Here is a 22,800-nt window from a genome sequence, read left to right as displayed (position 1 = left end):
ATACAAATATGATGCCCAAAGAAGAGGAGTTACTCCATATTAAAGGTGGGAAAATTCTTTTAGATGAAAAAGACTTATGTACCAAATTATTAGCGAATATAGATAAACACTTTAATGAAGGCACAAAAAAACTTACGTTAGAAGAAATAAGTTTTCTTAAAAGTTGGTTAATGAAAATGCTAAAGAGATCTCAAAAGGGTGATATTGAAGGTGATTTTAGATATCATTGGATGTTAGTAGATAGTCTGAAAATATATTTTGATATAAAAGGATTATGGTATCTAGGTCCTAAAAAATCTTTATATTGGCTTAAAGAGAATGATGAAATTGCCTATAAATTATTTAATGATGCATTAAATATTAATTCATCATTTAAAAAAACAGAGAACTTAATTTCTTTTATTGTTAATTCATAATATTCATGATGTGAGACATCAAGAGCATTTATAAGGCAACCCATATTATTATGCAAAAGCTGAAATAATCTTATAGCAAATTTCTGTGAAGGAATGTTAAATTTTTATATTGACAAAACCTTCCTAAAGTTATATATTTATAACATACAAGTTATAAATATATAACTTTGAGGGGGCTTCTTTTATGAATGTTAAATCAAAGCTTGTTATACAAGTAGTAGTAGTATCATATTTATTAATTGTTACATTACTTTTTAAACTAAATTTAATTAATCTTGGCAATTTTATTACCATTGTTATTTTACAATTAATTGAGAGTGTTATGTGGTACATACTTTGGTTGAATGAAAAAAGATTAAGTGGTATAACCGATGAATTAGTTATTAGTATATTAGCTAAAGTAAATAAGATTGGTATGAATTTTTTAGTAATTACAATTGCTATATTTAGCTTGATACTTACAGCTCCAATTTATACACGTTATAAGGAGTTTGTTATTTCAAAGGTTGCAATTGGAATCGGTTTAATGTTTATCATATTTATATTCACTGTAATAAGATTATTATCCTTTATATATTATGATAGAAAGGGGATTTGCAAATAAGTGTCAGTTCTAAATACAAACATTAAAGAGTATAGAGAGAAAGCATTAATGAAGCAATCTGAACTTGCAAAATTAGTGGAGGTTAGACGAGAAACTATAGTACATTTAGAAAATGGGAGATATAATCCATCCTTAAAATTAGCTATGGATATAGCCAAGGTATTTAATACGACAGTTGAAGAATTATTTAAATTTGTTGATTAATGTATCTAATTTTATTAAATAAAATTTATAAAAAAGAAAAAGCTCATGGAATTATATGAGCTTTTTTTTTCACTAAAAGATGTACTAAAGTTATAAATTTTCAAATTCATTTAATGTTTTTAATTTGTTCTCAACCTTCATTTTTTCCATTCTTATATTATCTAATTGTTGCATTGTTTTTTTGTTTTCCACTTTTATTGTTCTACTTGCATTACGTGGAAGACCAGACTCGGCAAGTTCTAAACTGTATTGTATTTCTTGTTCAAGCTTACTTTTATAAGTTTCTTCAAATTCTTTTTCTACCTGTGTTAACTCTTCGTTTAAAGTTGTTTTCATACTATCAATAACCTGCCTAGACACTTCTGATTTAATTTGTTCTTCAGTTTTCATAAAGTTTTATCTCCTTTAGAATACATATTTTATGTTCTACAAATAGGAATAGCCATTGTTAATAATGAACTCTAATTAACCAGAATTTAATACTTTTATTGCTAAAGCCTAGATCCCATGGTACTTTGCTTCTGTCGGAATTATGGCAACTAACCAAAGAATATCCTCTTGAATCAGCTCCGGTCACAACAGAAATATGGGTTATGTCATTTTTCTTTTCATATGCAACAAAATCTCCTGGCAGCAGTTTATAACTAGCCTTATATACTTTATCGTAGCTTCCATATGCAATTACTGATGCTCTACCGCTATATACCATATATCTTTTGAACCCGTCTGCATTGAGCCAAGATCTTGTTGCCCCATTTTTGTCATAGCTCCAAGCTCCATTTTTTTTGAATTTTCCACCTTCAAAAAGAATTTGTGATGCAAAATTAGCGCAGTCACCGCCCTTAGGGTTATAGTCTCTGTAATTTTTATTATACTTATACTCGTATTCTGATGTGCTTGCAGCTCCACAATATTTATTAGCATATTCCACAGCTTTAGTTCTTCGCTCATCTAATATAGACAAATCTCTTGGGTTTTGAGATAGTATAAATTCTTTTATAGAATCTGCCTTAATATTATCTAAATTTAGCGAATCTCCAAAAGGATCCTTATACCATTCTTTAGAAACTATGAAAGAGTCATCTTTACTAGTAAGCTGCAAAACGTGATAGGTACCAATTCTTGATGTATTCTCTATTCCAGGTTGATTTTCATATACGTACTTGTATTCTGTTGAACATAATAGGTAAATGGAGAAATTAGAATCACCACCCTTGATTTTTTTTATAATTACTGTTGGTTTAATGTCTATGAATTTAATGCCTTGCTTTTGTGCCCAAATGTTTACATAATTCATTTTTCTTTTTTCATATTCAAAAGCCCAAGTTCCATATTTTGTGTCCATATTATAAATTGATTTTATTAATTCTAAATCACCACTTAGTATTGCCTTATTTCTTTTTTGAAAAATTTGTTGGATATAGATAGTGACTTCTTTTTTTTCATCATCGGTAGCAGCGTTTGTAAAGCAAGGATGTATAAATAAAAGAAGTATAGTAAATATGAATAATCTAATTATATAATTAGGTAATTGTTTTTTATCAAAAATTCTCATAATATAATACTCCTATTACTTAATAGATTTATTTATTTTATCTAGGATTATTTTTGTATTTGGATCATCTAATGATACGCCTTCATACCATGGTTTGTTTAAATCTAAAATCCCAGAGAAAAAACGAGCCTTTGAAATAATTTCAGGTCTATACTCAAAATGTAGGATATCAAAATGTGACCATTTTCCTCCCCAAACAAATCCATTTTTCTCGAAAAGTTGAACAAGTTCACTGGGATATGAGGCTAAGCGTTCCCCGCCCTGGGATTTAGAAGCCCACTTCCAATAATCTCTTTTATCACTAGCAAGATCTATAGCTATTCCATAAGCATGAGGACTTAATCTACTTGTTCCTGAAATTACTCTATAATTAAAAGTACCACTGCATGGTAAAATGCATCTTCTTACATTTTCATTTTTTTCTGAAAGGGGAATTAATTCACTCATTACAGATTGTAATGAACTTGCAGCACTATTATTCTTATTAAATTGGTATTTCTTATAACCAACTTTAACTACTGTAAGATTAGATTCTAAAGCATGTTTTGAACTGCCATACATTTCGGATAACAAACCATAACACCTTGCACGACCAGGGTCAAAATTTGGACGCATAATACTTTTAATAGGTGTTAATGGATATATTTGTTCCAATGTATCTTGAAGGTCTGGATTTGTTAATTTTTGATCAAAACTTTTTTTTGCTTTATCATCGTATATAAGTTTTTTGCCAGACTTTAATACTAAATAGACATAACCATTATTTTCTTCAATATTTGTAATAAAATCAGGATAAGCTATCATTAGGCAAAGCAGATCTCTCTTCACTGTTAAATTATAGATATCGGTATCTTGATTAGTAAAAATAATATTTGAAGCTGTGGCTGTTTTTAGATTTTCAAAATTACAAAATAAATTAATAACAATTATTAAAGCTAGAATTTTTTTCATCACGTATCTCCCTACTGGGTTGTGAAATATTTAGTAGTAAAAATCTCTTGTTAATACTTCTTATATATATAATTTCCTATGAGAGAGCAATATATGTGTGGATAAACATGCCAGATGCTATCAAAGTTGCAAGATTAACCACGTGGGTGGCACCAGTTTTAACCGTTGATAATAGCTCCACCATTTACATGAATAGTTTCACCACTGATATATGATGCACCGTCTGAAGCTAAAAATACATAAGTTTCGGCCAGTTCTACAGGTTGACCTGGTCTTCCCATAGGAGTATTTTTACCGAATTCACCAACCTCACTGGCACTGAAGGAAGAGGGTATAAGAGGCGTCCAAATAGGACCTGGAGCCACAGCATTAACTCGTATTTTTCGGCTTGCAAGTGAAAGAGCTAAAGAACGAGTAAAGGTAACTATTGCACCTTTAGTTGAAGAGTAATCAATTAGTGTCTCATGGCCTTTGTAGGCTGTAACAGAGGAGGTATTTATAATTGTAGCACCTTCTTTTAAATGGGGTAATGAAGCTTTTACCATATAAAACATAGCAAAAATATTGGTCCTAAAGGTTTTCTCTAGTTGCTGCGTTGTAATGTCTTCGATACTGTTTTGAGGATGTTGTTCAGCAGCATTGTTTACAAGAATATCTATTTTACCCAATTCTTTTATTGTTTTGCTTACAGCGTCACTGCAAAAGGTATCGTCGCCTATATCTCCAGGGATTAAAATACACTTTCTACCTTTTGCTAGGATAAGCTTTTTTGTTTGTTCTGCATCTTCATGCTCATCCAGATATGATATTGCTATATCAGCACCTTCTCTTGCATAGGAGAGAGCGACTGCTTTTCCAATACCACTATCACCACCTGTAATTAAGGCAACTTTATTCATTAATTTTCCAGAACCTATAGAATTAGGATCTTCAGAAATAGGTTTTGGGTTCATAGGCGACTCTAAACCTGGCTGTTTATCTTGCTTTTGCTGGGGTACGCTAGTAGGAAAATTTAAATTTTCATTCATAAAAATCCTCTCCTTAATTTGATAAAATATTTTTGGTAGCTATAGTTTATGGCGAATTAGAATTTATATTCACATATTTGAAGAATAGCAAGAACCGTCGAAATATGTTATAATTAAAAAATATGAGTACAATTAATAACTAATATAAAAAAATAAAAAAAATTAAAGTTGATATAAGAGAAACATTTATTTATACATAAGAGACCTATAATCCTTAGCTAAATGAAGACAAATCAGCCTAAATATGCTCATATCACTAATAAAAAGGGTGGGTTCTTAGATGCAACATAATCATGCATGAAAGTTGTTGTTTCCAATTTTCAAGAAAATTCATAACAGGATATCTGTGATTTGCGACATTTAAAGTTAAAGACGGCCACTAGCAAAGGAGAAAAAAATGTTATTCGAAAATTTAAATCTTATTACCCCAATAAAAAAGGCTTTGATAACTGAAGGTTATGTGGAGGCTACACCAATACAGGAAGCTGCAATTCCTACTATATTAAATGGAAAAGACTTTTTAGGCTGTGCTCAGACAGGTACTGGAAAGACAGCAGCATTTGCTATCCCAATACTTCAAATTCTTTGTGGAAAACAAAAAGTTATAAAGGGACATAAAAATATAAAAGCATTAATACTGGCACCTACTAGGGAACTAGCAATTCAAATTGGAGAAAGCTTTGATGCCTATGGTGCACATATGAATCTTACTAGCACTGTTATTTTTGGAGGAGTATCACAAAAGCGTCAAACTGATGCACTAAAAGGTGGGGTAGATATTTTAATTGCAACCACTGGTAGACTGCTTGACTTAATGCAACAAAGATTTATTAATATACACCATGTGGAAATGTTTGTACTGGATGAGGCAGATCGTATGCTTGATATGGGATTTTTGCGTGATGTAAAAAAAATAATAGCGCAACTGCCTAAAATAAGACAGACAATGCTATTTTCAGCAACTATGCCAAATGAAATTTCAAAGCTTGTAGATTCTATTCTTGTAGACCCTGTAAAGGTAGCAGTTACACCTGTTTCTTCTACTATTGAGCTTATTGATCAATCAGTATATTTTGTGGATAAAAAGGATAAAAAGCCATTACTTATCCATTTGTTAAAAGATAAGTCCATAGTTTCTGCTTTGGTATTCTCAAGAACCAAACATGGTGCAAATAAAATCACTAAAGATCTAAATAATTCAGGCATAGAGGCTCAAGCTATTCATGGAAATAAATCTCAAAGCGCAAGGCAACTTGCCTTAAATAATTTTAAGCAAGGGATAACAAGAGTTCTAGTTGCAACAGATATAGCAGCAAGAGGTATAGACGTTGAGGAATTATCACATGTAATCAATTTTGATTTGCCTAATATACCAGAGACATATGTTCATAGAATAGGAAGAACTGGAAGAGCGGGTCTTGGTGGAGTTGCAATTTCCTTTTGCGATATAGAAGAAAAACCTTTTCTTAAGGATATTCAAAAGGTTATATCAAAGTCAATTCCAATAATAGAAGATCATCCTTATCCTGCAAGTAATGAACCAGTAATAGCTAGTAAAGTCGTAAAAAAAGCCACAACTGGAAAGCCTTCTTCTGCTGGTTATGCTAGAAGAAATGGGCGAAACCAATCTGGGAGACAACAAACCAGAAATTCTAAAACAACAAGGTAAGTCGTTAAATCATCATCATCATCATCATCATCATCATCATCATCGATGATGAAATGTCGTTAAAAGTATAAAGCCAATGATTATATAACATAATCATTGGCTTTATTACTCCATATTAAATATATGGATTTACAATCCGCACTTTAAATTTCATGCGGACCAACTTTGTAATCTCCGTTCTTAGCACTAGCAATACTGCCTACGCTGAAAACTACAGGTAATCTACCTATTAACATAACTAACATCTCCCTTTATAAGATTAATGTTGGCTAGTTGACTACAAAAATAGTATATCCTGATTGCAAAATTTATATACATGAAATAGTAGTAAGTTTTTTTTTATGTTCTTAGGGTGATAAAAGGACTTAGTAGCTTTGCAGGATATGCACAAATATGGTAAAGTATATTTATAAATTATTTGATTGAGGATGAAAAGAGGTGGCGTGGCACATGCTAGAATATAATGAAGTATACAATTCCATAATAAAAGAATTTAAGCTATGCGATTCTAGTTTAATACAAACCAGCGGGACAACTGAAGATTTAACTAAAGCTAGAATAGAGATATGTAAACTTTTAAAGATGACGGAGTACAACTCTGAAACTTTATATGAAATTGAAAAACGGTTTATTGCGAAAATAGATATAAATAAATTGAATATAATAGATTGTAAAAAAAATCAAATAGCACTAAAAGATGAAATTATTATTAAAAAAAAGGAAATTAAGAATATTAAAATCCATATAAATAAATTAGAGCACAAGCTAACGCAAGCAAAGCAAGAAAGTAGAAAATTTAGGGAAGCTCTTCACATTTTTCTTAGCAGAGAGAAATTTAAAATAATAAAAAGGCTTATCATCAAAAGATATAGAAAAGTTTTTTTGAAATATTCCAGTGATGTATGTATAAAAAATGAAATTATTGAATGCAATAGCAGAAAAGAAAAAATTAGAGGAGAAAAACAAGACTTTAATAATACTATGGAAATATGTAATAAGAAAATAATTATGATAAAGAAAGTCTTAGCAGAAACCAGAAAAAAAATTATTAACACTCAAAAAGCGAATAAAACTATTTTATTAAAGCTTCAAAAACTAGAGGATTATAAAAGAAATGAAAAGAAATTCAGGCTGGAAGTTCAAAAATGTGAAGACAACTAGATGTTTATAAAGATCAATTATAAAATTCAAAGAATGTATGATGTTCTACTATTAGAACATCATACACCCTTTGAATTTTAAGATTGTTTTTAAAATATATTTCATTTTAATGCTTTTTCAAATACTCCATTAACAATATTTTTAGAGGCTACACCTTCATGAACCTTAACTCCATCTACATAGTAGGTAGGTACATAATAGTAAGTATATTGTTTCGCTAAATCCGGGTGGAGTTCTTCATCAATTATTTTAATATCTATATCGGCATATTGTGGATTTTGTTTTTTTATTACATCCATCCATGCAAGTGCTTTTTTACAATAAGGACACCATTCAGTTACAAACATAATTACTGGCTTCACTATAATATCACCAAACTTTCTTATCAATTCATCAGTATATAGTATACACTATTATTCTTATTTTTAATGCATTATAGGAAATATTAAAATAAGTAAATTTAAAAATGTTAATTATAGAAAAATTAATTAGTAAACAATATAGTTAGGTAATAATTTATTTGTTATAATAGTTATTATGAAAATTAATTATTCAAGTAAATTATTTGTAAAAAAATACATAAGCTACTTTAGTGTAGCGTTAAAGAAGGCAGTGATTTTGTGGCAATAGAAAATATGGAATCTATATTAAAATGTCCTGTATGCAATTTGTGTTTAGAAAGACAAGAAAAACAGTACATATGTTTAAACAACCATAGTTACGATATAGCTAGCAAAGGATATATTAATCTTCTTTTGGCTAATCAAAAGAATACAAAAGAACCAGGAGACAGTAAAAAAATGATGGAAGGACGAAGAGACTTTTTAAATAAAGGGTACTATCATGCTTTTTCTGAAAGGTTAAACAAAGTGATAATATCAAATATAAGTGGAAACAATATAAATATATTGGACGCTGGCTGTGGAGAAGGATATTTTCTATGGAGATTAAAAGAAGCCATCCAAATGGAACAATCTAACAGTATGCAAAAGAGTGAATTTAAATTTTTCGGTGTAGATATTTCAAAAGCAGCGGTTACTTATGCCACAAATAGAGATAAAAAAATAAAATTTGTAGTAGGTAGTAATTTTAACATACCTATAATGACCAATACCATAGATATAATTATAAGAAATTTTGCGCCTTCTGATGAGGCAGAACTTAATAGAGTTCTAAAGGATAAAGGTAAGTTAGTTGTAGTAACTCCTGGAGTACAACATTTATATGGGTTAAAAGAAATATTATATGAAAAGGCTAGAAAACATGAAGAAAAACAAACAACTTTTGAAGGGTTTAAATTAATTAATACAACAGAAGTTAAGTATAATATTAGCATAGAAGATGGTGAAAACGGCGAAGATGTAAAGAATCTTATTGCAATGACTCCTTATTATTGGACTTTTGACAACTCTATGAGAGAAATAGCGAGTAATACTTCTAAACTTTCAACTGCACTCCATTTTAATATAAGCGTATATGAAAAGTGTTAATACTGTAATTAACTTGCATATTATATATTAGGAGGGAAATATGGAACTAGATAAAGAAGAATTTTTAAAGAAAACTCAGACTGCAGAAGATGATATTATAAAAAATGATATAGACTTCTCAGTATTAAATAAAATATACAATGATTATGATAGCTACAGGAGTAGTTATGAAAGTCAGGCTGGGTTTATAGCGGACACGCTTAGAACACATAAAAAGATACATTCAGTAAAGTCTAGGGTTAAAGAACCAGAAAGATTAATAGAAAAAATAATTAGAAAGACTGAAGGACGAAAAGAAAAATATGGATCAGAATTTAAGTTCTCCTTGGAAAACTATAAAGAAGAAATAAATGATCTAATTGGGGTTAGAGCAATACATATTTTTAAAGAAGATTGGGAAGATATACATAATTTCATTTACAGTACCTGGAAAGTAATTGAAATAACTGCGAATGTTCGTGAAGGAGATGACACTAAAAGATTTGATGAGCTAAATATTCAAACACATTCTAGAAAATCTGGATATAGGTCTGTGCATTATTTAATAGAGTTTTTCCCAACAAGTCAAAAGGTTATAGCAGAAATACAGGTGAGAACAATATTTGAGGAAGGCTATGGAGAAATTGATCATCAACTAAGATATTCCCATAAGGAAATTCCTGAGGTGTTAGCCTTAAATCTTTTGCTATTTAATCGGATAGCTGGTAGTTCCGATGAAATGGCATCATTAATAAATTTGTTGAACCGCAATTGGATTGAAATGGAATCAAAATATGAAAGGATGATAGAGATTAAGGATAAAGAAATAAGTAAATTAAAAGAAGGAGGCTTAAAATGAAAAAAATATTTAAAGGGATATTAACAGGAATTGAAAACAGTCTTAAAAGATTTCCACAAACTATTGGTATTTCAACGATATGTGTTATATTTTTAATTTATATATCAGAAATAAGACCACAAGCTGGTAATGATCTTATAGAAACCCTTGGGAGAATAACTATGGTAATTGCCCTTGGAATTCCATTATCAGTATCCATTAAGCTTTTCTTTGAAAGCCTAGAGAATTACAAGAAGATATCACTGTATGCAACTTATTTAGTAAGTACATTACTTTTAATTTTCTATTATTACTTATTTCTTCAGGATATAGAAATGGTTTCAATGTCAAGATACATTGGTGTTAGCCTTATCCTATACTTGATTTTTCTTTTTATATCATATTTCCCAAAGCGTGATGACTTCGAATTTTTTGTTATAAAGGTTTTTACTAGATTTTTCACTACGTTCTTATATTCACTTGTTTTATACCTAGGACTAGCTGCAATTCTTTTTACAATTGATAAGCTTTTAGGAGTTAATATTAAAAGTGAGCTTTACTATTACACTTTTCTTGTTGTTGCTGGTATATTTGCGCCATCATTCTTTCTTGCAGGACTACCAATAAAAAATGAAGTATTAACTTTAAACGATTATTCTCGGCTTTTAAATGTACTTGTATTATATATTATAATGCCACTTATTTGCGTATATACTATAATACTATATATATATTTTGCAAAGATAATTATTACAAGTCAGTGGCCAGAGGGGCTAGTGTCTCATCTTGTGCTTTGGTATTCTGCAATAAGTGCAGCTGTGCTATTTTTTATATCACCACTACTGGGTGAAAGGAATTGGCCTAGGAAGTACATGAAGTATTTTCCAAAGATGATCCTTCCACTAATAGTCATGATGTTTATTTCTATAGGAATTAGAATCAAAGCTTACGGGGTAACTGAAAATAGGTATTTCGTCGTTGCACTTGGTATATGGGTATTTTTAGTTATGATATACTTTGTAAGCGTAAAAAAAATAAGGAATATAATACTTCCAGTATCACTTGCAGTAATAACTTTTATATCTGTATTTGGACCTCTAAGTAGTTATTCAATTTCAAAATATAGCCAAAATAAGAGATTAAATAAAATATTTATTAGAAATAATATGATTAAGGATAGCAAAGTAATAAAAGCTAGTGTTGAGGTGCCTGATGAGGATGCAAGGAATATAACTAGCATAATTAATTACTTTGATAGAAATCACAGTCTAAGAGATGTTAAAGGATTGCCAAAGGACTTTAAAACTAACGAAATGGAGAGGGTACTCGGAGTAAAGTATAGCGAAGAGAATTATCAGAATGACTATGAATATTATTATTTCAATTCTATCGGTTCAGCAGAACCAATAGAATTAATTGGATATGATTATATCTTTTTCTCAATGAATAATGGTCAGCAGACTGAAGAAAGTAAAACATTTAGTATAAATTACTATAATGAATCAAGTACATTAAAAGTAACTAAAGATAAAAATATTATTTATAAAAAAGATTTAATGGATTTTGCAAATAAACTTATTGATGAATATGGTATGAATCAAAAGGATCAGAGTTTATCTCAAAAGGAAATGACATTTGAGGATGGAAATGATAAAGTAAAAATTAAAATTCAATTTTTAAATTTATCAGGTAATAAGAACACTTTAAGTGGTAAAATGGAATCAAAAAATTTCGAATTCTATATTCTTGTAAAATTGAAATAAATAATTTAATTATGTTTGACTTATTGGAACTATTTAATATAGTATAAAGTTGATATAAATAAAAGATTAGAGGTGTATCTATGACTAATGATGAAATATATAAACGTATAATGGTTATGACTAGTGTTAAAACTGCAAAAAATTTTGTTAAAACTTGTGACATAAGTAAGAGCGATCTAAACAAGCTTTGCAAGAGATATAATGTGTTTGTAGAGGGCAAATCTACTAAAGATGATATAATTGATAGATTTATTGGGGAAACATTGGGCATAAAGTTAAAAAACAAGGTAATTAATAAGTATAATATTAGATAGGCATTTTAAAATTTAATATATGTATAAATAACTTCATTTAATAAAACAATATCTATGAGGTGAAAATAATGAAGTTGTTTATACCAGATATTGCTTATATAGATCCCAAAATTCACAAATATGATTCAGCCAAAAAGGTTATAGAGTATTTAGAAAATTTAAATGTTCCTATAGTTAATTCTAAAAAGGTAGTAATAGAGGGTGGGTCACCTGAAAAAAATTATGCTATTGCTAAAAAAACTGTACTTTTTACTGTAAATGGTCAAAAAAAATTGGTAAGTTGTAGGCCGTCTGCGGATTACCAATTTTCCCTATCAAGTTCCTGTCCTGCCAATTGTGAATATTGTTATCTTCAGACAACACAAGGTGAAAAACCTTTTATGAAGATTTTCCTCAACATAGAAGATATTTTAGAAGTTATTCAGAATTATATAGATGATAACAAGCCGAATATCACTAGCTTTGAATGCGCAAGCATAACTGATCCCGTAGCTCTTGAGCACTTAAGCGGAAATTTAACAAAATGCATAGAGTATTTTGGTGGAAGTTCTAATGGTAGACTTAGGCTTGTAACTAAATTTGATGATGTTGATTCATTTTTAAAGCTAAAACATAACAAGCATACAAAGTTTAGATTTACTTTAAACTCACGCTATGTAATAAATAACTTTGAACACAACACTTGTAGTTTTAATGAAAGAATAGCAGCAGTTAAAAAAATTGCTCTTGCTGGATACCCAATAGGGTTTATAATTGCACCCATTATGATATATGATAATTGGGAAGAAGAGTATAAGGAGTTATTTGAGACGCTAAAAATAGCATTAGAGGGGTATAATGAAGAAATGAGCTTTGAACTTATCCAACATAGATTTACTAAAGCTGCAAAGGAACTTATAGTTCAAAGATTCGTGAATACTGTGCTTGATTTAGACGAAGAGAAGAGGTTATTAAAATGGGGACCTTATGGAAAGTTTAAATATGTTTATAAGAAACCAGATAGTGAAAACATTAGAGACTATATATCCAAACTTATAAAAGAAAATTTCTCAAATGCAATAATTGAATATTTTACTTAATAAAAACATCTAAACAGTAGTATTATTAAATCAGCATAAAGACGTTAGTCGTTATGCTGATTTTTGTACTATATAATTAAAGTTGTAACTTTAGAGGAGCTATGGAAGTGCCTTCTTTTAATAACGCTAAGAAATCATCTCTAGAAATGAAAACTCCACCTAAGCTTTCAAGATGCTCTGTATGAACTTGACAGTCAACTAGGGTAAATTCCTTTTCTTCTAATAATTTACTAAGGGTAATAAAGGCTACCTTGGATGCATTATTCATAGTTGAAAACATTGATTCCCCAAAAAAACATTTTCCTATACTTATACCGTATAAACCACCAACTAACCTATCTCCGTAGAAGGTCTCTACAGAATGGGCGAAACCAAGTTCATTAAGCTTACAGTAGGCTTCAATCATTTCATCTGTAATCCAAGTTCCTGTATCTTTTCTGATATTAGAACAATTCGATATAACATCTCTGAAGCAAGTATCAAAAGATACCCTATATATTTTCTTTTTAAGTATTTTTTTCATTGAATGAGATATTTTAATATCCTTTGGATAAACAATAAATCGTGGGTCTGGTGACCACCAAAGTATGGGCTCTTCATCTGAAAACCAGGGGAATATTCCATTTGAGTAAGCAAGAAATAATCTCTCGGGAGATAGGTCGCCTTCTATAGCCAAGAGCCCATCTTCCTCTGAAAGTGAAGGGTCTGGGAATACTAAATCATTGGATAATCTATAAATGGGCATTATAAACTCCTTTCAAAATATATAGTATAGTAAATGTTCTAAAAGTATAACACAATACATGTTAAAATTAATAATTTGAAGTAATATTATTGGATTTCACCACATAAATATTATTGTGGGAAGGTGATATTATGTCTTTTAAAGAAACCGTTTATAAAGAATATAAACATGTTATTACAAAATCTTATGAAATTTATGATGATAAACCAGCTAAAAGACTTTATTATGTGAAGAAAAATGTTCCTACAGACATATATAATATGTTTTTATTAGAAACATTGCAATGGGAACTTTGTGTTTTAACCTCTAAAAGACCAGATTTTGATGGTGATAATTTAGAATTAATATGTATAGTTTTAGCAGAAACTATAGGTAAGGTAGAAAATGAACTGAAATAAATTTGCATACGTGTATAGGTTGAAATTTTAAAATAACTGTTATGATAGAAAATTTTAATCATGGCAGTTATTTTTATGAGTTAAAAAGAACATTGTAGAGCATCCTAAAAAAGAGGTGAATTAGTACTATTGTAGAATATTGTATATATAGGTCATTATAAAAAGTTAGAATTTGGAAAGGGTGGTTTATATGAAATCGTCATATAGTGAAAGAATAAATAAGGTGAAACCAGTAATTGTAGTGAGTAGGTGTTTGGGATTTGAAAAATGTAGATACGATGGACAAATGGACAGTTGCAATTTAGTGGATAATCTAAAGGGTTTTGTGGAAATTATAACGGTATGCCCTGAAGTCCAAATAGGGCTACCAACACCTAGGGAAGCTATAAGACTAGTAAGAAAAAGTGAAGATACACCATTAAAACTTATACAACATAAGAGTGAAAGAGAATTAAGTCGTGAAATGACTGAATTTAGTGAAGAATTTCTTTTAAATCTCCCAAAGGTGGATGGGTTTATCCTAAAGAGCAGATCACCTTCTTGCGGAATGAAGGAGGTCAAAATTTACAAGGGTACGGAAAAAGGGTCTACTTCAGTTAAGGGTAATGGGTTATTTGGCGGTAGTGTTCTTCAAAAGTTCCCCAGTTTGCCAGTTGAAGATGAGGGTAGGGTTAGAAATTATAATATCAGACAACATTTTTTAACAAAATTATATATTATGAAGAACTTCAGAGTAATAAAAGAAACTAAGTACATAGAAGATTTAGTGGAATTTCATAGTACTAACAAGCTTCTTTTTATGGCCTACAATCAAAAGCAATTGAAAATACTTGGACGAATTTTAGGAAATCACGGAGAATTAAGTGTGAAAGGCGTTTATGCGGAGTATGAAAAAAATCTTGTATTGGCATTAAATAAGTTGCCAAGATATACCTCTAATATAAATGTACTTACAAGGTCTATGGGCTATTTTTCAGATAAACTAACACATAGAGAAAAAGAGTTCATTTTAGATACAATAGAGCAATATAGAGGGAGCAAAGTTCCTTTTAGTGTGCCACTTTATGTTATAAAATCAAATGCTATACGTTTTGAAGAGAAAAACCTTACAAATCAAACTTTTTTTGAGCCTTATCCGCAAGAATTAGATAATGTTACTGATTCTGGAAAGGGTATTAATAAATAAATACAAAATAATTATATTAATTATAATGGTTGTATAAATACTCCTCTATATGGACATAATTCCAAAAGAGGAGGGATAATATGAAAAATAAAAAAAAATTATACCTAATGATAATAATCCTTTTAATTGCTTTTTCTAGTGCTTACTATTCACTAGATCGTTATATGAATAAAAACGATTTGAAATTCGAAGCTTCTAGTAAATTGCCTTTTATGAAACTCACTGACATAAGAATTAGTGATAACGATGAAAGTTTAAAGCAAACTTCAGTAACTACTAATTTGACTAAGGTAACTGGACAAACAAAATTTACTTTTGTTATTAAATATAAAGATAAAGAAGTAAGAAATATGGTACTCGAAAAAAAGTTTAATGCTTCCAATGTATTAGATAGCAAGACAAAAGAAGAACTTAATGATCTTTTTAAAAAACAAGGCTATATTGTTTCTAGCATGAGTAAGGGGCAAGTTAATTTTGTTAATAATAGTGATAGGTATAGTTATAATGCTAATAGGTATTTTTTAGGTATATATAATGATTTAGTGACAATTTATAAGACTGATAATAATGGAGATATAACAGCCCATAAAATATTTAATGCCAATGTAGATGTAGCAGATGGTATGCAAAGCAACTATGACTTTGAAGCAGAGGATAAAGGAAAAATTATTTATATCAAAACAGATGATTTAAAAGAAAAGGATGGAGTATTGGATGACTTAATTCGTGGTAAAAAATATGTTAAAGATGCCGAAGGAGCAATAGATATGGAAGAGAGCGAATATGAAAAAGGTGAATTTAAGACTTCAGAAAAGGCTTTCGATTATGCTAGAGGTTTATTAAGGTCATAACTATTTATAAAAAATCGAAAATGAACTATAACCTTAAGAATTAAAATTTCTTAAGGTTTTTTGTGATTAAATTTGCTAATACCTAGATATTTCTATTGTTAATTATTGAATTATTAGCATTTAGGTGTTAAAGTATTATATAGTAGTTATAGGTTTAGGAGGAAAGGGTTATGTACGAATATATAAGCGGAATTTTTGTGGGTATTAGTAAAGACTACGTTGTTGTGGATAATAATGGTATGGGGTACAAGATATATACCTCCGGAAGTACTATGGCAAAGATGCCTAAGACTAGCGACAACGTTTTATTATATATAAAGCAAATTGTTAGAGAAGATTTTGTTGGATTATATGGATTTTTAACAAAAGACGAGCTAGAGATGTTTAGCCTTGCAATTAGTACCAATGGAGTTGGCCCAAAAGCTGCGTTATCATTACTTTCTATTTGCAATGTTACAAGCCTTAAGTATGCTATTGTGTCTGGGGATGAGAAAACCTTACAAAGAGCACCTGGTATAGGTAAGAAAATTGCTCAAAGAATAATTTTAGAACTTAGAGAAAAAATCCATATTGAGCAGAGCGAAGTTAATAATTTATCACGACTTTCAGGAAGTGATTTAATAGAAGATAGAAAACTTATAGATGTTTTAGGAGCTCTTATGTCACTTGGATATTCTGAAAAGGAAGCTGAAAAAGCACTTAATGCATCAAATAAAGGAGAATCACTTGAAAATATGATAAAAGATTGTTTGAAATATTTAATGAATTAAGGTGGTAGTATACTATGGATGATATTGAGGAAAGAATTATTACATCTTCTATCATTGAAGAAGATATGGAAGCAGAATACTCTTTAAGGCCACAAAATCTTAGGGAGTATATTGGTCAGCCAAAAATTAAAGAAAAATTAAACATATTTATAAAAGCTTCTCAAAATAGAGAAGAAGCTCTTGATCATGTTCTTTTATATGGACCACCTGGTCTTGGCAAGACAACTCTTGCAAATATTATTGCAAAAGAGATGAAGGGTAACTTAAAAGTAACCTCAGGGCCTGCTATTGAAAGACCTGGGGATTTAGCATCTATTTTAACATCCCTTAGCGATTATGATGTCCTTTTTATTGATGAAATACATAGACTTAGTAGAACTGTTGAAGAAATATTATATCCAGCCATGGAGGATTACGCATTAGATATTGTAATTGGAAAAGGGGCTTCAGCAAAATCTATAAGGCTTGACTTGCCAAAGTTTACACTTATTGGTGCTACTACTAGAATAGGACTCTTAACAGCACCCCTTCGTGATAGGTTTGGTGTGCTCAGTGCCATGGAATATTATACGGAGGATGAATTAAAAGAAATAGTTGTTCGATCTTCTGCTATTTTAAAGGTAGACATTACAAAAGACGCAGCAGTTGAAATTGCAAGACGTTCAAGAGGGACACCGAGAATTGCTAATCGAATACTTAAGAGGGTTAGGGATTATTGTGATGTTAAGGGGAATGGAATTATTGATTTAGAGTTAGCAAAGTCTGCAGCCGAGCTTCTTGAAATAGACAGTGAAGGTTTTGATAATATAGATAATAAAATGCTTGAAGCTATTATAGATAATTTTAATGGCGGACCAGTAGGGATAGAGACTTTATCTTATTTTATAGGCGAGGAAATAGGAACTTTGGAGGATGTCTATGAACCCTATTTAATTCAAAAGGGATTCATAATAAGAACTCCAAGAGGAAGGATGGCATCTGAAAAAGCGTATAAACATTTAAATAAATCTATGAAAATATCAACTAGTCATAAAAACCTCAAACAATTTACAGTGTTTGACGATGAAGATAATGAAGGTTAATGATATTTTTACAAAAGAGAGGGTGTAGTTTTTGAAAGTAAAGGATTTTTATTTTGACTTGCCTAAGGAGTTTATCGCACAACATCCACTCCAAAAAAGAGATGAGTCAAAACTTATGGTAGTTAATAAAACAAGCGGTAAAATAGAACATAAAAGATTTAAAGATATAATAGAGTATTTAAACCCAGGAGACTGTTTAGTATTGAATGATACTAGGGTTTTACCTGCAAGACTTATAGGAACTAAAGATGGAACGGGTGGGAAAATGGAATTCCTGCTTCTTAAGAGAATAGATGTAGATCACTGGGAAACCTTAGTCAAACCTGGCAAAAAAGCAAAAATTGGAACTATGTTTATTTTTGGGAGCGGTGAGCTAAAGGCAGAAGTTATTAGTATTTCTGAGGGTGGCAGTAGAATAGTAAAATTTGAATTTGAAGGGATATTTGAAGAAGTTTTAGATAGGCTTGGAGAAATGCCGCTACCGCCATATATAAGTGAAAAATTACAAGATAAAGAAAGATATCAAACTGTGTTTTCAAAAGAAGTAGGATCAGCAGCAGCTCCAACTGCAGGACTTCACTTTACGGAGGATTTGCTACAAAAAATTAAAGCTAAGGGTGTTGAAATTGCTTTTGTAACTCTACATATAGGGCTAGGCACTTTTAGACCTGTAAAAGCTGAAACAGTGGAAGAACATCATATGCATTCGGAGTACTATGTGTTAAACCATGAAACAGCGGAGGTAATAAATAGTACAAAAGAAAAGGGTGGCAGAGTAATTGCTGTTGGTACTACATCTAATAGGACTTTAGAAAGCATTGCGGATGAAAATGGAAAAGTCCATGAAAAATCAGGATGGACAGATATTTTTATCTACCCAGGATATAAGTTTAAAATTGTCAATGCATTAATAACTAATTTTCATTTGCCAGAATCTACACTAATAATGCTAGTTAGTGCTTTTGCGGGTCAAGATTTAGTTATGGATGCGTATGATATGGCAGTAAAAGAAAAATATAGATTCTTCAGTTTTGGAGATGCAATGTTTTTATATTAAATAAATATTAATTATTGTATTGAAAGAAGGTAAGTTATGTATAAATTACTAAAGAAAAGTGGTAAAGTAAGACGTGGTGAATTTACCACACCTCATGGTGTTATTCAAACACCTGTATTTATGAATGTAGGAACGCAAGGAGTTATTAAAGGAGCAGTATCTAGCATGGATTTAAAGGACATTAGCTGCCAAGTGGAATTATCCAATACTTATCATTTACACTTAAGGCCAACAGACAAGGTTGTAAGACAAATGGGAGGACTTCATAAATTTATGAATTGGGATAGACCTATTCTTACAGATTCAGGTGGATTTCAAGTTTTCTCTTTATCTGCTATGAGAAAAATTAAAGAAGAGGGAGTTTACTTTAATTCACATATTGATGGTCATAAAATATTCATGGGTCCAGAAGAAAGTATGCAAATACAAAGTAATTTAGGATCTACCATTGCAATGGCCTTTGATGAATGTATACCAAACCCTTCCACTAGAGAATATGTAGTTGATTCAGTAGCAAGAACTACTAGGTGGCTTAAGCGGTGTAAGATTGAAATGGATAGACTTAATTCTATAGAAGGCACCATAAATAACAAACAGATGTTATTTGGTATAAATCAAGGCGGAACATACGAGGATATTAGAATAGAACATGCTAAAACAATCAGCAAAATGGAGTTGGATGGATATGCTATAGGTGGCCTTGCGGTAGGAGAGTCCCATGAAGATATGTATAGAATTATTGACGCAGTGGTCCCATACTTGCCAGAGGATAAACCAATATATCTTATGGGCGTAGGGTATCCTAGTAATATTTTAGAAGCAGTATCAAGGGGAGTAGACTTTTTTGATTGTGTACTTCCAGCAAGAAATGGAAGACATGGACATTTGTTTACTAAAGATGGTAGAATAAATATAATGAACGCTAAATTTGAACTTGATGAAGCACCTATTGATGAAGGTTGCCAATGTCCTGCTTGTAAAAATTATACAAGAGCCTACATAAGGCATTTATTCAAGGCAAAAGAAATGTTAGCTATGAGGCTTTGTGTGCTCCATAATCTGTATTTTTATAATAAACTTATGGAAGAAATACGATCTGCCATTGATAATGATTGTTTTGAAGAGTTTAAGGCTGAAAAACTTGCCGCGTGGAATGAATAAATATAATTGTTCTATTATTTTTTATGGAAAAATTATTTTATTATAAATTTAAAAAAAATACCGAAAGGAGGGGAATATAAATGGGACAATTAGGATCTTTATTACCTTTAATATTAATGCTGGGAGTGTTTTATCTAGTAATTTTTATACCGGAAAATAAAAGAAAGAAAAAATATGCTGCACTTTTAAATAATTTAAAAGTAAATGATGAAGTAATGACTAAAGGCGGTATAATGGGAAAAATAATCAACATCCAAGATGAGTACGTTGTACTTGAAAGCGGTCCAGACAGAACTAGATTTAAATTAGCAAAAAGTGGAATAGGTACAGTTATAGTTACAAACAGTGCTGAAATAGTAGAGAAAAAATAGTGAATTAAGTAATAAAACCCCCTTTTTAATCATAATTTTAATATTATAGATTTCAACTAAAAAAAATTTAAATTGAAATTTATATAAAAAGGGGGGGATTTACATGGAAAAGAAAATTAAATATTCTTGTGCTGGCGAAGGAGTTTTTAGAGCTGCAATTTTAACTTTGGTTGTACTTATAATTTACTCTGTGATAACAAGCTTTTTTCCGGCTAGCATGAAGGTTACATCTGTTTTTTATATTGTAATAACATTAGTTAGTGTGCTTTATGGATCAGTATATGCTGCCAAAAAGGCTGGTGAAAAAGGTTGGCTAATGGGTATTATGGTGGCGGCTACTTATATGTTAGTGTTATATTTAGTTAAAGTAGCTGGTGGTGGAAATACTGCTATTGGAATGAGAGAAGTAACAAGAACAGTGTTAGCTTTGGGTATAGGTACTTTTTCAGGAATGCTTGGAATAAATTTATAGAAATACTTTATTTAGCAAGAATGTTATGATATAATTCATAGGATAACTTTAGAAATGGAGGAATAAAAATGAAACATATAAAAACTATAAATAAAGCAAGTGTTAAAGAAAGCTTAAAAAAACCAGGATGTAAAGAATGTGCTAATTCTTGTCAATCAGCATGTAAAACATCTTGTACAGTAGCTAACTTAGCTTGTGAAAACTAATATTAACAATGTAGCAGTAACACTTAGAGTTACTGCTTTAAACTTTAGTTAGGAGGAAAACAACTTGGCACTAATTCATAAATATATTAAAGATAATGAGTACTATGTAATAGATGTAAATTCTGGGTCAATACACGTGGTTGATGAAATAGTTTATGATCTTTTGGATGAGAATTCACTTAAATTAAAAGAAGAGGCCACAAAAATTTTCAAAGAAAAATATGAGGTTAAAGATATTGAAGAAGCTTACGGGGAAATTCAGGAATTAATCGATGGAGAACTTCTATACTCAAAAGATTTATATGAAGATATTGCAATGAATATTTCCAATACGGAGTCTTACATAAAGGCACTGTGCTTAAACGTAATACATGATTGTAATTTAAGGTGTAAATATTGTTTTGCTGATGAGGGCGAATATCATGGCGCTAGAAGCGTAATGTCAGCTAAAGTAGGCATGAAAGCAATAGATTTTGTTATAGAAAAGTCCGGTCCAAGAAAAAACATCGAGGTAGATTTATTCGGTGGAGAGCCACTTATGGTATTTGATACAATAAAAGAAATAGTGGAATATGCTAAAGGACAAGAAAAAATTTATAACAAATCTATAAGATTTACTATGACAACTAATGCAACATTACTCAATGATGAAATTATGAAATATATGGATGAAAATATGGGTAATATAGTACTTAGCATAGATGGTAGAAAATCGGTTAATGATAAGGTTAGAGTAAAAGTAGATGGAAGCGGTTCTTATGATAATATTCTTCCGAAAATCAAACAAATGGTTGATATGAGGGATAAGTCAAAAGCTTATTATGTAAGGGGAACTTTCACTAGAGAAAATACTGACTTTTTCGAAGACATAAAACATATGGCAGACTTAGGGTTTAAAGAAATATCTATAGAACCTGTAGTACTTCCGCCTGAACATGAATTATCACTTAGAGAAGAGGACTTACCAATTATTTTTGAGCAATATGATAAATTGTATAGTGATATGCTTCAAAGATATAAGGACGGAAATGAATTTAAGTTTTATCACTTTAACATAGACCTTAAAGGTGGACCCTGTGTTTATAAGAGAATCTCTGGATGTGGAGCGGGTCATGAATATATAGCTGTTACTCCAGATGGTGAAATATACCCTTGTCATCAATTTGTTGGCAACAAAGATTTTCTAATGGGTGATATATATAATGGAATGAGTAGTAATAAGATAGAAAAAGAGTTTAAAGAGGCACATATTTATAACAAACCAACATGCAGAGATTGCTGGGCTAAATTTTATTGTAGTGGCGGATGCCAAGCAAATAATTTTAATTTCAATGGAGATATGCATATTCCTTATGAAATTGGCTGCAAGATGCAAAAGAAAAGAATAGAATGCGCTATAGCTTTAAAAGCAAAAACTATGAATAATTAATTATATTTATCCAATATTGAC

27 protein-coding genes are annotated in these 22,800 nt (G+C 30.4%); 21 read left to right on the top strand and 6 right to left on the bottom strand.

Annotated elements, in window-relative coordinates:
- The first annotated feature begins 8 nt into the window (after window positions 1–8).
- From ACREWB_RS14170 to ACREWB_RS14160, 3 genes are all read left to right on the top strand, one after another.
- Window positions 9–416, top strand: coding sequence for a hypothetical protein (locus ACREWB_RS14170; protein WP_431548094.1), 408 nt, complete (start codon window positions 9–11; stop codon window positions 414–416).
- Between the two features lie 184 nt (window positions 417–600).
- Window positions 601–1,020, top strand: a complete 420-nt coding sequence (locus ACREWB_RS14165; protein ID WP_431548093.1) for a hypothetical protein — start codon at window positions 601–603, stop codon at window positions 1,018–1,020.
- Window positions 1,021–1,224: a helix-turn-helix transcriptional regulator gene (locus ACREWB_RS14160; protein WP_431548092.1), complete on the top strand. Its 204-nt coding sequence runs from the start codon at window positions 1,021–1,023 to the stop codon at window positions 1,222–1,224.
- Window positions 1,225–1,314: 90 nt separating this feature from the next.
- Here ACREWB_RS14160 and ACREWB_RS14155 read toward each other — a convergent pair whose 3' ends face one another.
- The 4 genes from ACREWB_RS14155 to ACREWB_RS14140 all read right to left on the bottom strand — a co-directional run bounded on the left by ACREWB_RS14155 (window position 1,315) and on the right by ACREWB_RS14140 (window position 4,758).
- Window positions 1,315–1,614: a hypothetical protein gene (locus ACREWB_RS14155; protein WP_431548091.1), complete on the bottom strand. Its 300-nt coding sequence runs from the start codon at window positions 1,612–1,614 to the stop codon at window positions 1,315–1,317.
- 58 nt (window positions 1,615–1,672) lie between these two features.
- On the bottom strand, window positions 1,673–2,779 hold the full coding sequence (locus ACREWB_RS14150; protein WP_431548090.1) for an amidase domain-containing protein: 1,107 nt from the start codon (window positions 2,777–2,779) through the stop codon (window positions 1,673–1,675).
- A gap of 15 nt (window positions 2,780–2,794) precedes the next feature.
- On the bottom strand, window positions 2,795–3,730 hold the full coding sequence (locus ACREWB_RS14145) for a M15 family metallopeptidase (protein WP_431548089.1): 936 nt from the start codon (window positions 3,728–3,730) through the stop codon (window positions 2,795–2,797).
- 158 nt (window positions 3,731–3,888) lie between these two features.
- Window positions 3,889–4,758, bottom strand: a complete 870-nt coding sequence (locus ACREWB_RS14140) for an SDR family oxidoreductase (protein ID WP_431548088.1) — start codon at window positions 4,756–4,758, stop codon at window positions 3,889–3,891.
- Window positions 4,759–5,155: 397 nt separating this feature from the next.
- On the opposite strand from ACREWB_RS14140, the gene ACREWB_RS14135 reads away from it, so the two are divergent.
- Window positions 5,156–6,427 (top strand): DEAD/DEAH box helicase, encoded by a 1,272-nt coding sequence (locus ACREWB_RS14135; protein WP_431548087.1) that lies wholly within the window; start codon window positions 5,156–5,158, stop codon window positions 6,425–6,427.
- A gap of 450 nt (window positions 6,428–6,877) precedes the next feature.
- A complete protein-coding gene (locus ACREWB_RS14130) occupies window positions 6,878–7,588 on the top strand; it encodes a hypothetical protein (RefSeq protein WP_431548086.1) in 711 nt (236 codons plus the stop codon).
- 101 nt (window positions 7,589–7,689) lie between these two features.
- Here the strand turns inward: ACREWB_RS14130 and ACREWB_RS14125 are convergent, their stop codons facing one another.
- Window positions 7,690–7,950 (bottom strand): glutaredoxin domain-containing protein, encoded by a 261-nt coding sequence (locus tag ACREWB_RS14125; RefSeq protein ID WP_431548085.1) that lies wholly within the window; start codon window positions 7,948–7,950, stop codon window positions 7,690–7,692.
- Window positions 7,951–8,208: 258 nt separating this feature from the next.
- On the opposite strand from ACREWB_RS14125, the gene ACREWB_RS14120 reads away from it, so the two are divergent.
- The 5 genes from ACREWB_RS14120 (at window position 8,209) to splB (ending at window position 13,051) form a co-directional block, all read left to right on the top strand.
- Window positions 8,209–9,078, top strand: a complete 870-nt coding sequence (locus ACREWB_RS14120; RefSeq protein WP_431548084.1) for a putative RNA methyltransferase — start codon at window positions 8,209–8,211, stop codon at window positions 9,076–9,078.
- 40 nt (window positions 9,079–9,118) lie between these two features.
- Window positions 9,119–9,916 carry a RelA/SpoT domain-containing protein gene (locus ACREWB_RS14115; protein ID WP_431548083.1) on the top strand — a complete coding sequence of 266 codons (798 nt, stop codon included), beginning with the start codon at window positions 9,119–9,121 and terminating at the stop codon, window positions 9,914–9,916.
- The gene (locus ACREWB_RS14110) at window positions 9,913–11,658 is read left to right on the top strand and encodes a DUF4153 domain-containing protein (RefSeq protein ID WP_431548082.1); all 1,746 of its coding nucleotides are present in this window, start codon (window positions 9,913–9,915) and stop codon (window positions 11,656–11,658) included. The genes ACREWB_RS14115 and ACREWB_RS14110 overlap by 4 nt, the downstream gene beginning before the upstream one ends.
- An 80-nt stretch (window positions 11,659–11,738) precedes the next feature.
- Window positions 11,739–11,972, top strand: a complete 234-nt coding sequence (locus ACREWB_RS14105; protein WP_431548081.1) for a hypothetical protein — start codon at window positions 11,739–11,741, stop codon at window positions 11,970–11,972.
- A 68-nt stretch (window positions 11,973–12,040) separates the two neighbouring features.
- Complete coding sequence (splB, locus tag ACREWB_RS14100) at window positions 12,041–13,051, top strand: spore photoproduct lyase (protein ID WP_431548080.1); 1,011 nt, start codon at window positions 12,041–12,043, stop codon at window positions 13,049–13,051.
- 76 nt (window positions 13,052–13,127) lie between these two features.
- Here the strand turns inward: splB and aat are convergent, their stop codons facing one another.
- The gene (gene aat, locus ACREWB_RS14095) at window positions 13,128–13,796 is read right to left on the bottom strand and encodes a leucyl/phenylalanyl-tRNA--protein transferase (protein ID WP_431548079.1); all 669 of its coding nucleotides are present in this window, start codon (window positions 13,794–13,796) and stop codon (window positions 13,128–13,130) included.
- A gap of 131 nt (window positions 13,797–13,927) precedes the next feature.
- On the opposite strand from aat, the gene ACREWB_RS14090 reads away from it, so the two are divergent.
- From ACREWB_RS14090 to scfB, 11 genes are all read left to right on the top strand, one after another.
- Window positions 13,928–14,194, top strand: coding sequence for a hypothetical protein (locus ACREWB_RS14090; protein WP_431548078.1), 267 nt, complete (start codon window positions 13,928–13,930; stop codon window positions 14,192–14,194).
- A 190-nt stretch (window positions 14,195–14,384) separates the two neighbouring features.
- The gene (locus ACREWB_RS14085; protein ID WP_431548077.1) at window positions 14,385–15,380 is read left to right on the top strand and encodes a YbgA family protein; all 996 of its coding nucleotides are present in this window, start codon (window positions 14,385–14,387) and stop codon (window positions 15,378–15,380) included.
- Window positions 15,381–15,460: 80 nt separating this feature from the next.
- Window positions 15,461–16,231: a hypothetical protein gene (locus ACREWB_RS14080; protein ID WP_431548076.1), complete on the top strand. Its 771-nt coding sequence runs from the start codon at window positions 15,461–15,463 to the stop codon at window positions 16,229–16,231.
- A 170-nt stretch (window positions 16,232–16,401) separates the two neighbouring features.
- A complete protein-coding gene (ruvA, locus tag ACREWB_RS14075) occupies window positions 16,402–17,001 on the top strand; it encodes a Holliday junction branch migration protein RuvA (RefSeq protein ID WP_431548075.1) in 600 nt (199 codons plus the stop codon).
- A gap of 23 nt (window positions 17,002–17,024) precedes the next feature.
- Window positions 17,025–18,083 (top strand): Holliday junction branch migration DNA helicase RuvB, encoded by a 1,059-nt coding sequence (gene ruvB / locus ACREWB_RS14070; RefSeq protein ID WP_431548366.1) that lies wholly within the window; start codon window positions 17,025–17,027, stop codon window positions 18,081–18,083.
- 31 nt (window positions 18,084–18,114) lie between these two features.
- Entirely contained in the window at window positions 18,115–19,140 is a 1,026-nt protein-coding gene (gene queA / locus ACREWB_RS14065; protein ID WP_431548074.1) for a tRNA preQ1(34) S-adenosylmethionine ribosyltransferase-isomerase QueA, read from the top strand.
- Window positions 19,141–19,176: 36 nt separating this feature from the next.
- Window positions 19,177–20,301: a tRNA guanosine(34) transglycosylase Tgt gene (gene tgt, locus ACREWB_RS14060; protein WP_431548073.1), complete on the top strand. Its 1,125-nt coding sequence runs from the start codon at window positions 19,177–19,179 to the stop codon at window positions 20,299–20,301.
- A gap of 80 nt (window positions 20,302–20,381) precedes the next feature.
- A complete protein-coding gene (gene yajC / locus ACREWB_RS14055) occupies window positions 20,382–20,672 on the top strand; it encodes a preprotein translocase subunit YajC (RefSeq protein ID WP_431548072.1) in 291 nt (96 codons plus the stop codon).
- A 103-nt stretch (window positions 20,673–20,775) separates the two neighbouring features.
- Window positions 20,776–21,144: a TIGR04086 family membrane protein gene (locus tag ACREWB_RS14050; RefSeq protein ID WP_431548071.1), complete on the top strand. Its 369-nt coding sequence runs from the start codon at window positions 20,776–20,778 to the stop codon at window positions 21,142–21,144.
- Window positions 21,145–21,212: 68 nt separating this feature from the next.
- Window positions 21,213–21,350 carry a six-cysteine ranthipeptide SCIFF gene (scfA, locus tag ACREWB_RS14045; RefSeq protein ID WP_291642987.1) on the top strand — a complete coding sequence of 46 codons (138 nt, stop codon included), beginning with the start codon at window positions 21,213–21,215 and terminating at the stop codon, window positions 21,348–21,350.
- 64 nt (window positions 21,351–21,414) lie between these two features.
- Window positions 21,415–22,779, top strand: coding sequence for a thioether cross-link-forming SCIFF peptide maturase (gene scfB, locus ACREWB_RS14040; RefSeq protein WP_431548070.1), 1,365 nt, complete (start codon window positions 21,415–21,417; stop codon window positions 22,777–22,779).
- Window positions 22,780–22,800: the final 21 nt, after the last annotated feature.

Source organism: Clostridium sp. (genome assembly GCF_050717635.1).
Taxonomy (GTDB): domain Bacteria; phylum Bacillota; class Clostridia; order Clostridiales; family Clostridiaceae; genus Clostridium_AD.
This window is presented reverse-complemented; position numbering and strand designations above follow the sequence as displayed.

What these genes read in the sequence shown, in the direction of transcription:
- ACREWB_RS14170 (WP_431548094.1), top strand. Translation starts at nt 9, where the DNA reads ATGATGCCCAAAGAAGAGGAGTTACTCCATATTAAAGGTGGGAAAATT.
- ACREWB_RS14165 (WP_431548093.1), top strand. Translation starts at nt 601, where the DNA reads ATGAATGTTAAATCAAAGCTTGTTATACAAGTAGTAGTAGTATCATAT.
- ACREWB_RS14155 (WP_431548091.1), bottom strand. Translation starts at nt 1,614, where the DNA reads ATGAAAACTGAAGAACAAATTAAATCAGAAGTGTCTAGGCAGGTTATT.
- ACREWB_RS14150 (WP_431548090.1), bottom strand. Translation starts at nt 2,779, where the DNA reads ATGAGAATTTTTGATAAAAAACAATTACCTAATTATATAATTAGATTA.
- ACREWB_RS14145 (WP_431548089.1), bottom strand. Translation starts at nt 3,730, where the DNA reads ATGAAAAAAATTCTAGCTTTAATAATTGTTATTAATTTATTTTGTAAT.
- ACREWB_RS14140 (WP_431548088.1), bottom strand. Translation starts at nt 4,758, where the DNA reads ATGAATGAAAATTTAAATTTTCCTACTAGCGTACCCCAGCAAAAGCAA.
- ACREWB_RS14135 (WP_431548087.1), top strand. Translation starts at nt 5,156, where the DNA reads ATGTTATTCGAAAATTTAAATCTTATTACCCCAATAAAAAAGGCTTTG.
- ACREWB_RS14130 (WP_431548086.1), top strand. Translation starts at nt 6,878, where the DNA reads ATGCTAGAATATAATGAAGTATACAATTCCATAATAAAAGAATTTAAG.
- ACREWB_RS14115 (WP_431548083.1), top strand. Translation starts at nt 9,119, where the DNA reads ATGGAACTAGATAAAGAAGAATTTTTAAAGAAAACTCAGACTGCAGAA.
- ACREWB_RS14110 (WP_431548082.1), top strand. Translation starts at nt 9,913, where the DNA reads ATGAAAAAAATATTTAAAGGGATATTAACAGGAATTGAAAACAGTCTT.
- ACREWB_RS14105 (WP_431548081.1), top strand. Translation starts at nt 11,739, where the DNA reads ATGACTAATGATGAAATATATAAACGTATAATGGTTATGACTAGTGTT.
- splB (WP_431548080.1), top strand. Translation starts at nt 12,041, where the DNA reads ATGAAGTTGTTTATACCAGATATTGCTTATATAGATCCCAAAATTCAC.
- aat (WP_431548079.1), bottom strand. Translation starts at nt 13,796, where the DNA reads ATGCCCATTTATAGATTATCCAATGATTTAGTATTCCCAGACCCTTCA.
- ACREWB_RS14090 (WP_431548078.1), top strand. Translation starts at nt 13,928, where the DNA reads ATGTCTTTTAAAGAAACCGTTTATAAAGAATATAAACATGTTATTACA.
- ACREWB_RS14085 (WP_431548077.1), top strand. Translation starts at nt 14,385, where the DNA reads ATGAAATCGTCATATAGTGAAAGAATAAATAAGGTGAAACCAGTAATT.
- ACREWB_RS14080 (WP_431548076.1), top strand. Translation starts at nt 15,461, where the DNA reads ATGAAAAATAAAAAAAAATTATACCTAATGATAATAATCCTTTTAATT.
- ruvA (WP_431548075.1), top strand. Translation starts at nt 16,402, where the DNA reads ATGTACGAATATATAAGCGGAATTTTTGTGGGTATTAGTAAAGACTAC.
- tgt (WP_431548073.1), top strand. Translation starts at nt 19,177, where the DNA reads ATGTATAAATTACTAAAGAAAAGTGGTAAAGTAAGACGTGGTGAATTT.
- yajC (WP_431548072.1), top strand. Translation starts at nt 20,382, where the DNA reads ATGGGACAATTAGGATCTTTATTACCTTTAATATTAATGCTGGGAGTG.
- ACREWB_RS14050 (WP_431548071.1), top strand. Translation starts at nt 20,776, where the DNA reads ATGGAAAAGAAAATTAAATATTCTTGTGCTGGCGAAGGAGTTTTTAGA.
- scfA (WP_291642987.1), top strand. Translation starts at nt 21,213, where the DNA reads ATGAAACATATAAAAACTATAAATAAAGCAAGTGTTAAAGAAAGCTTA.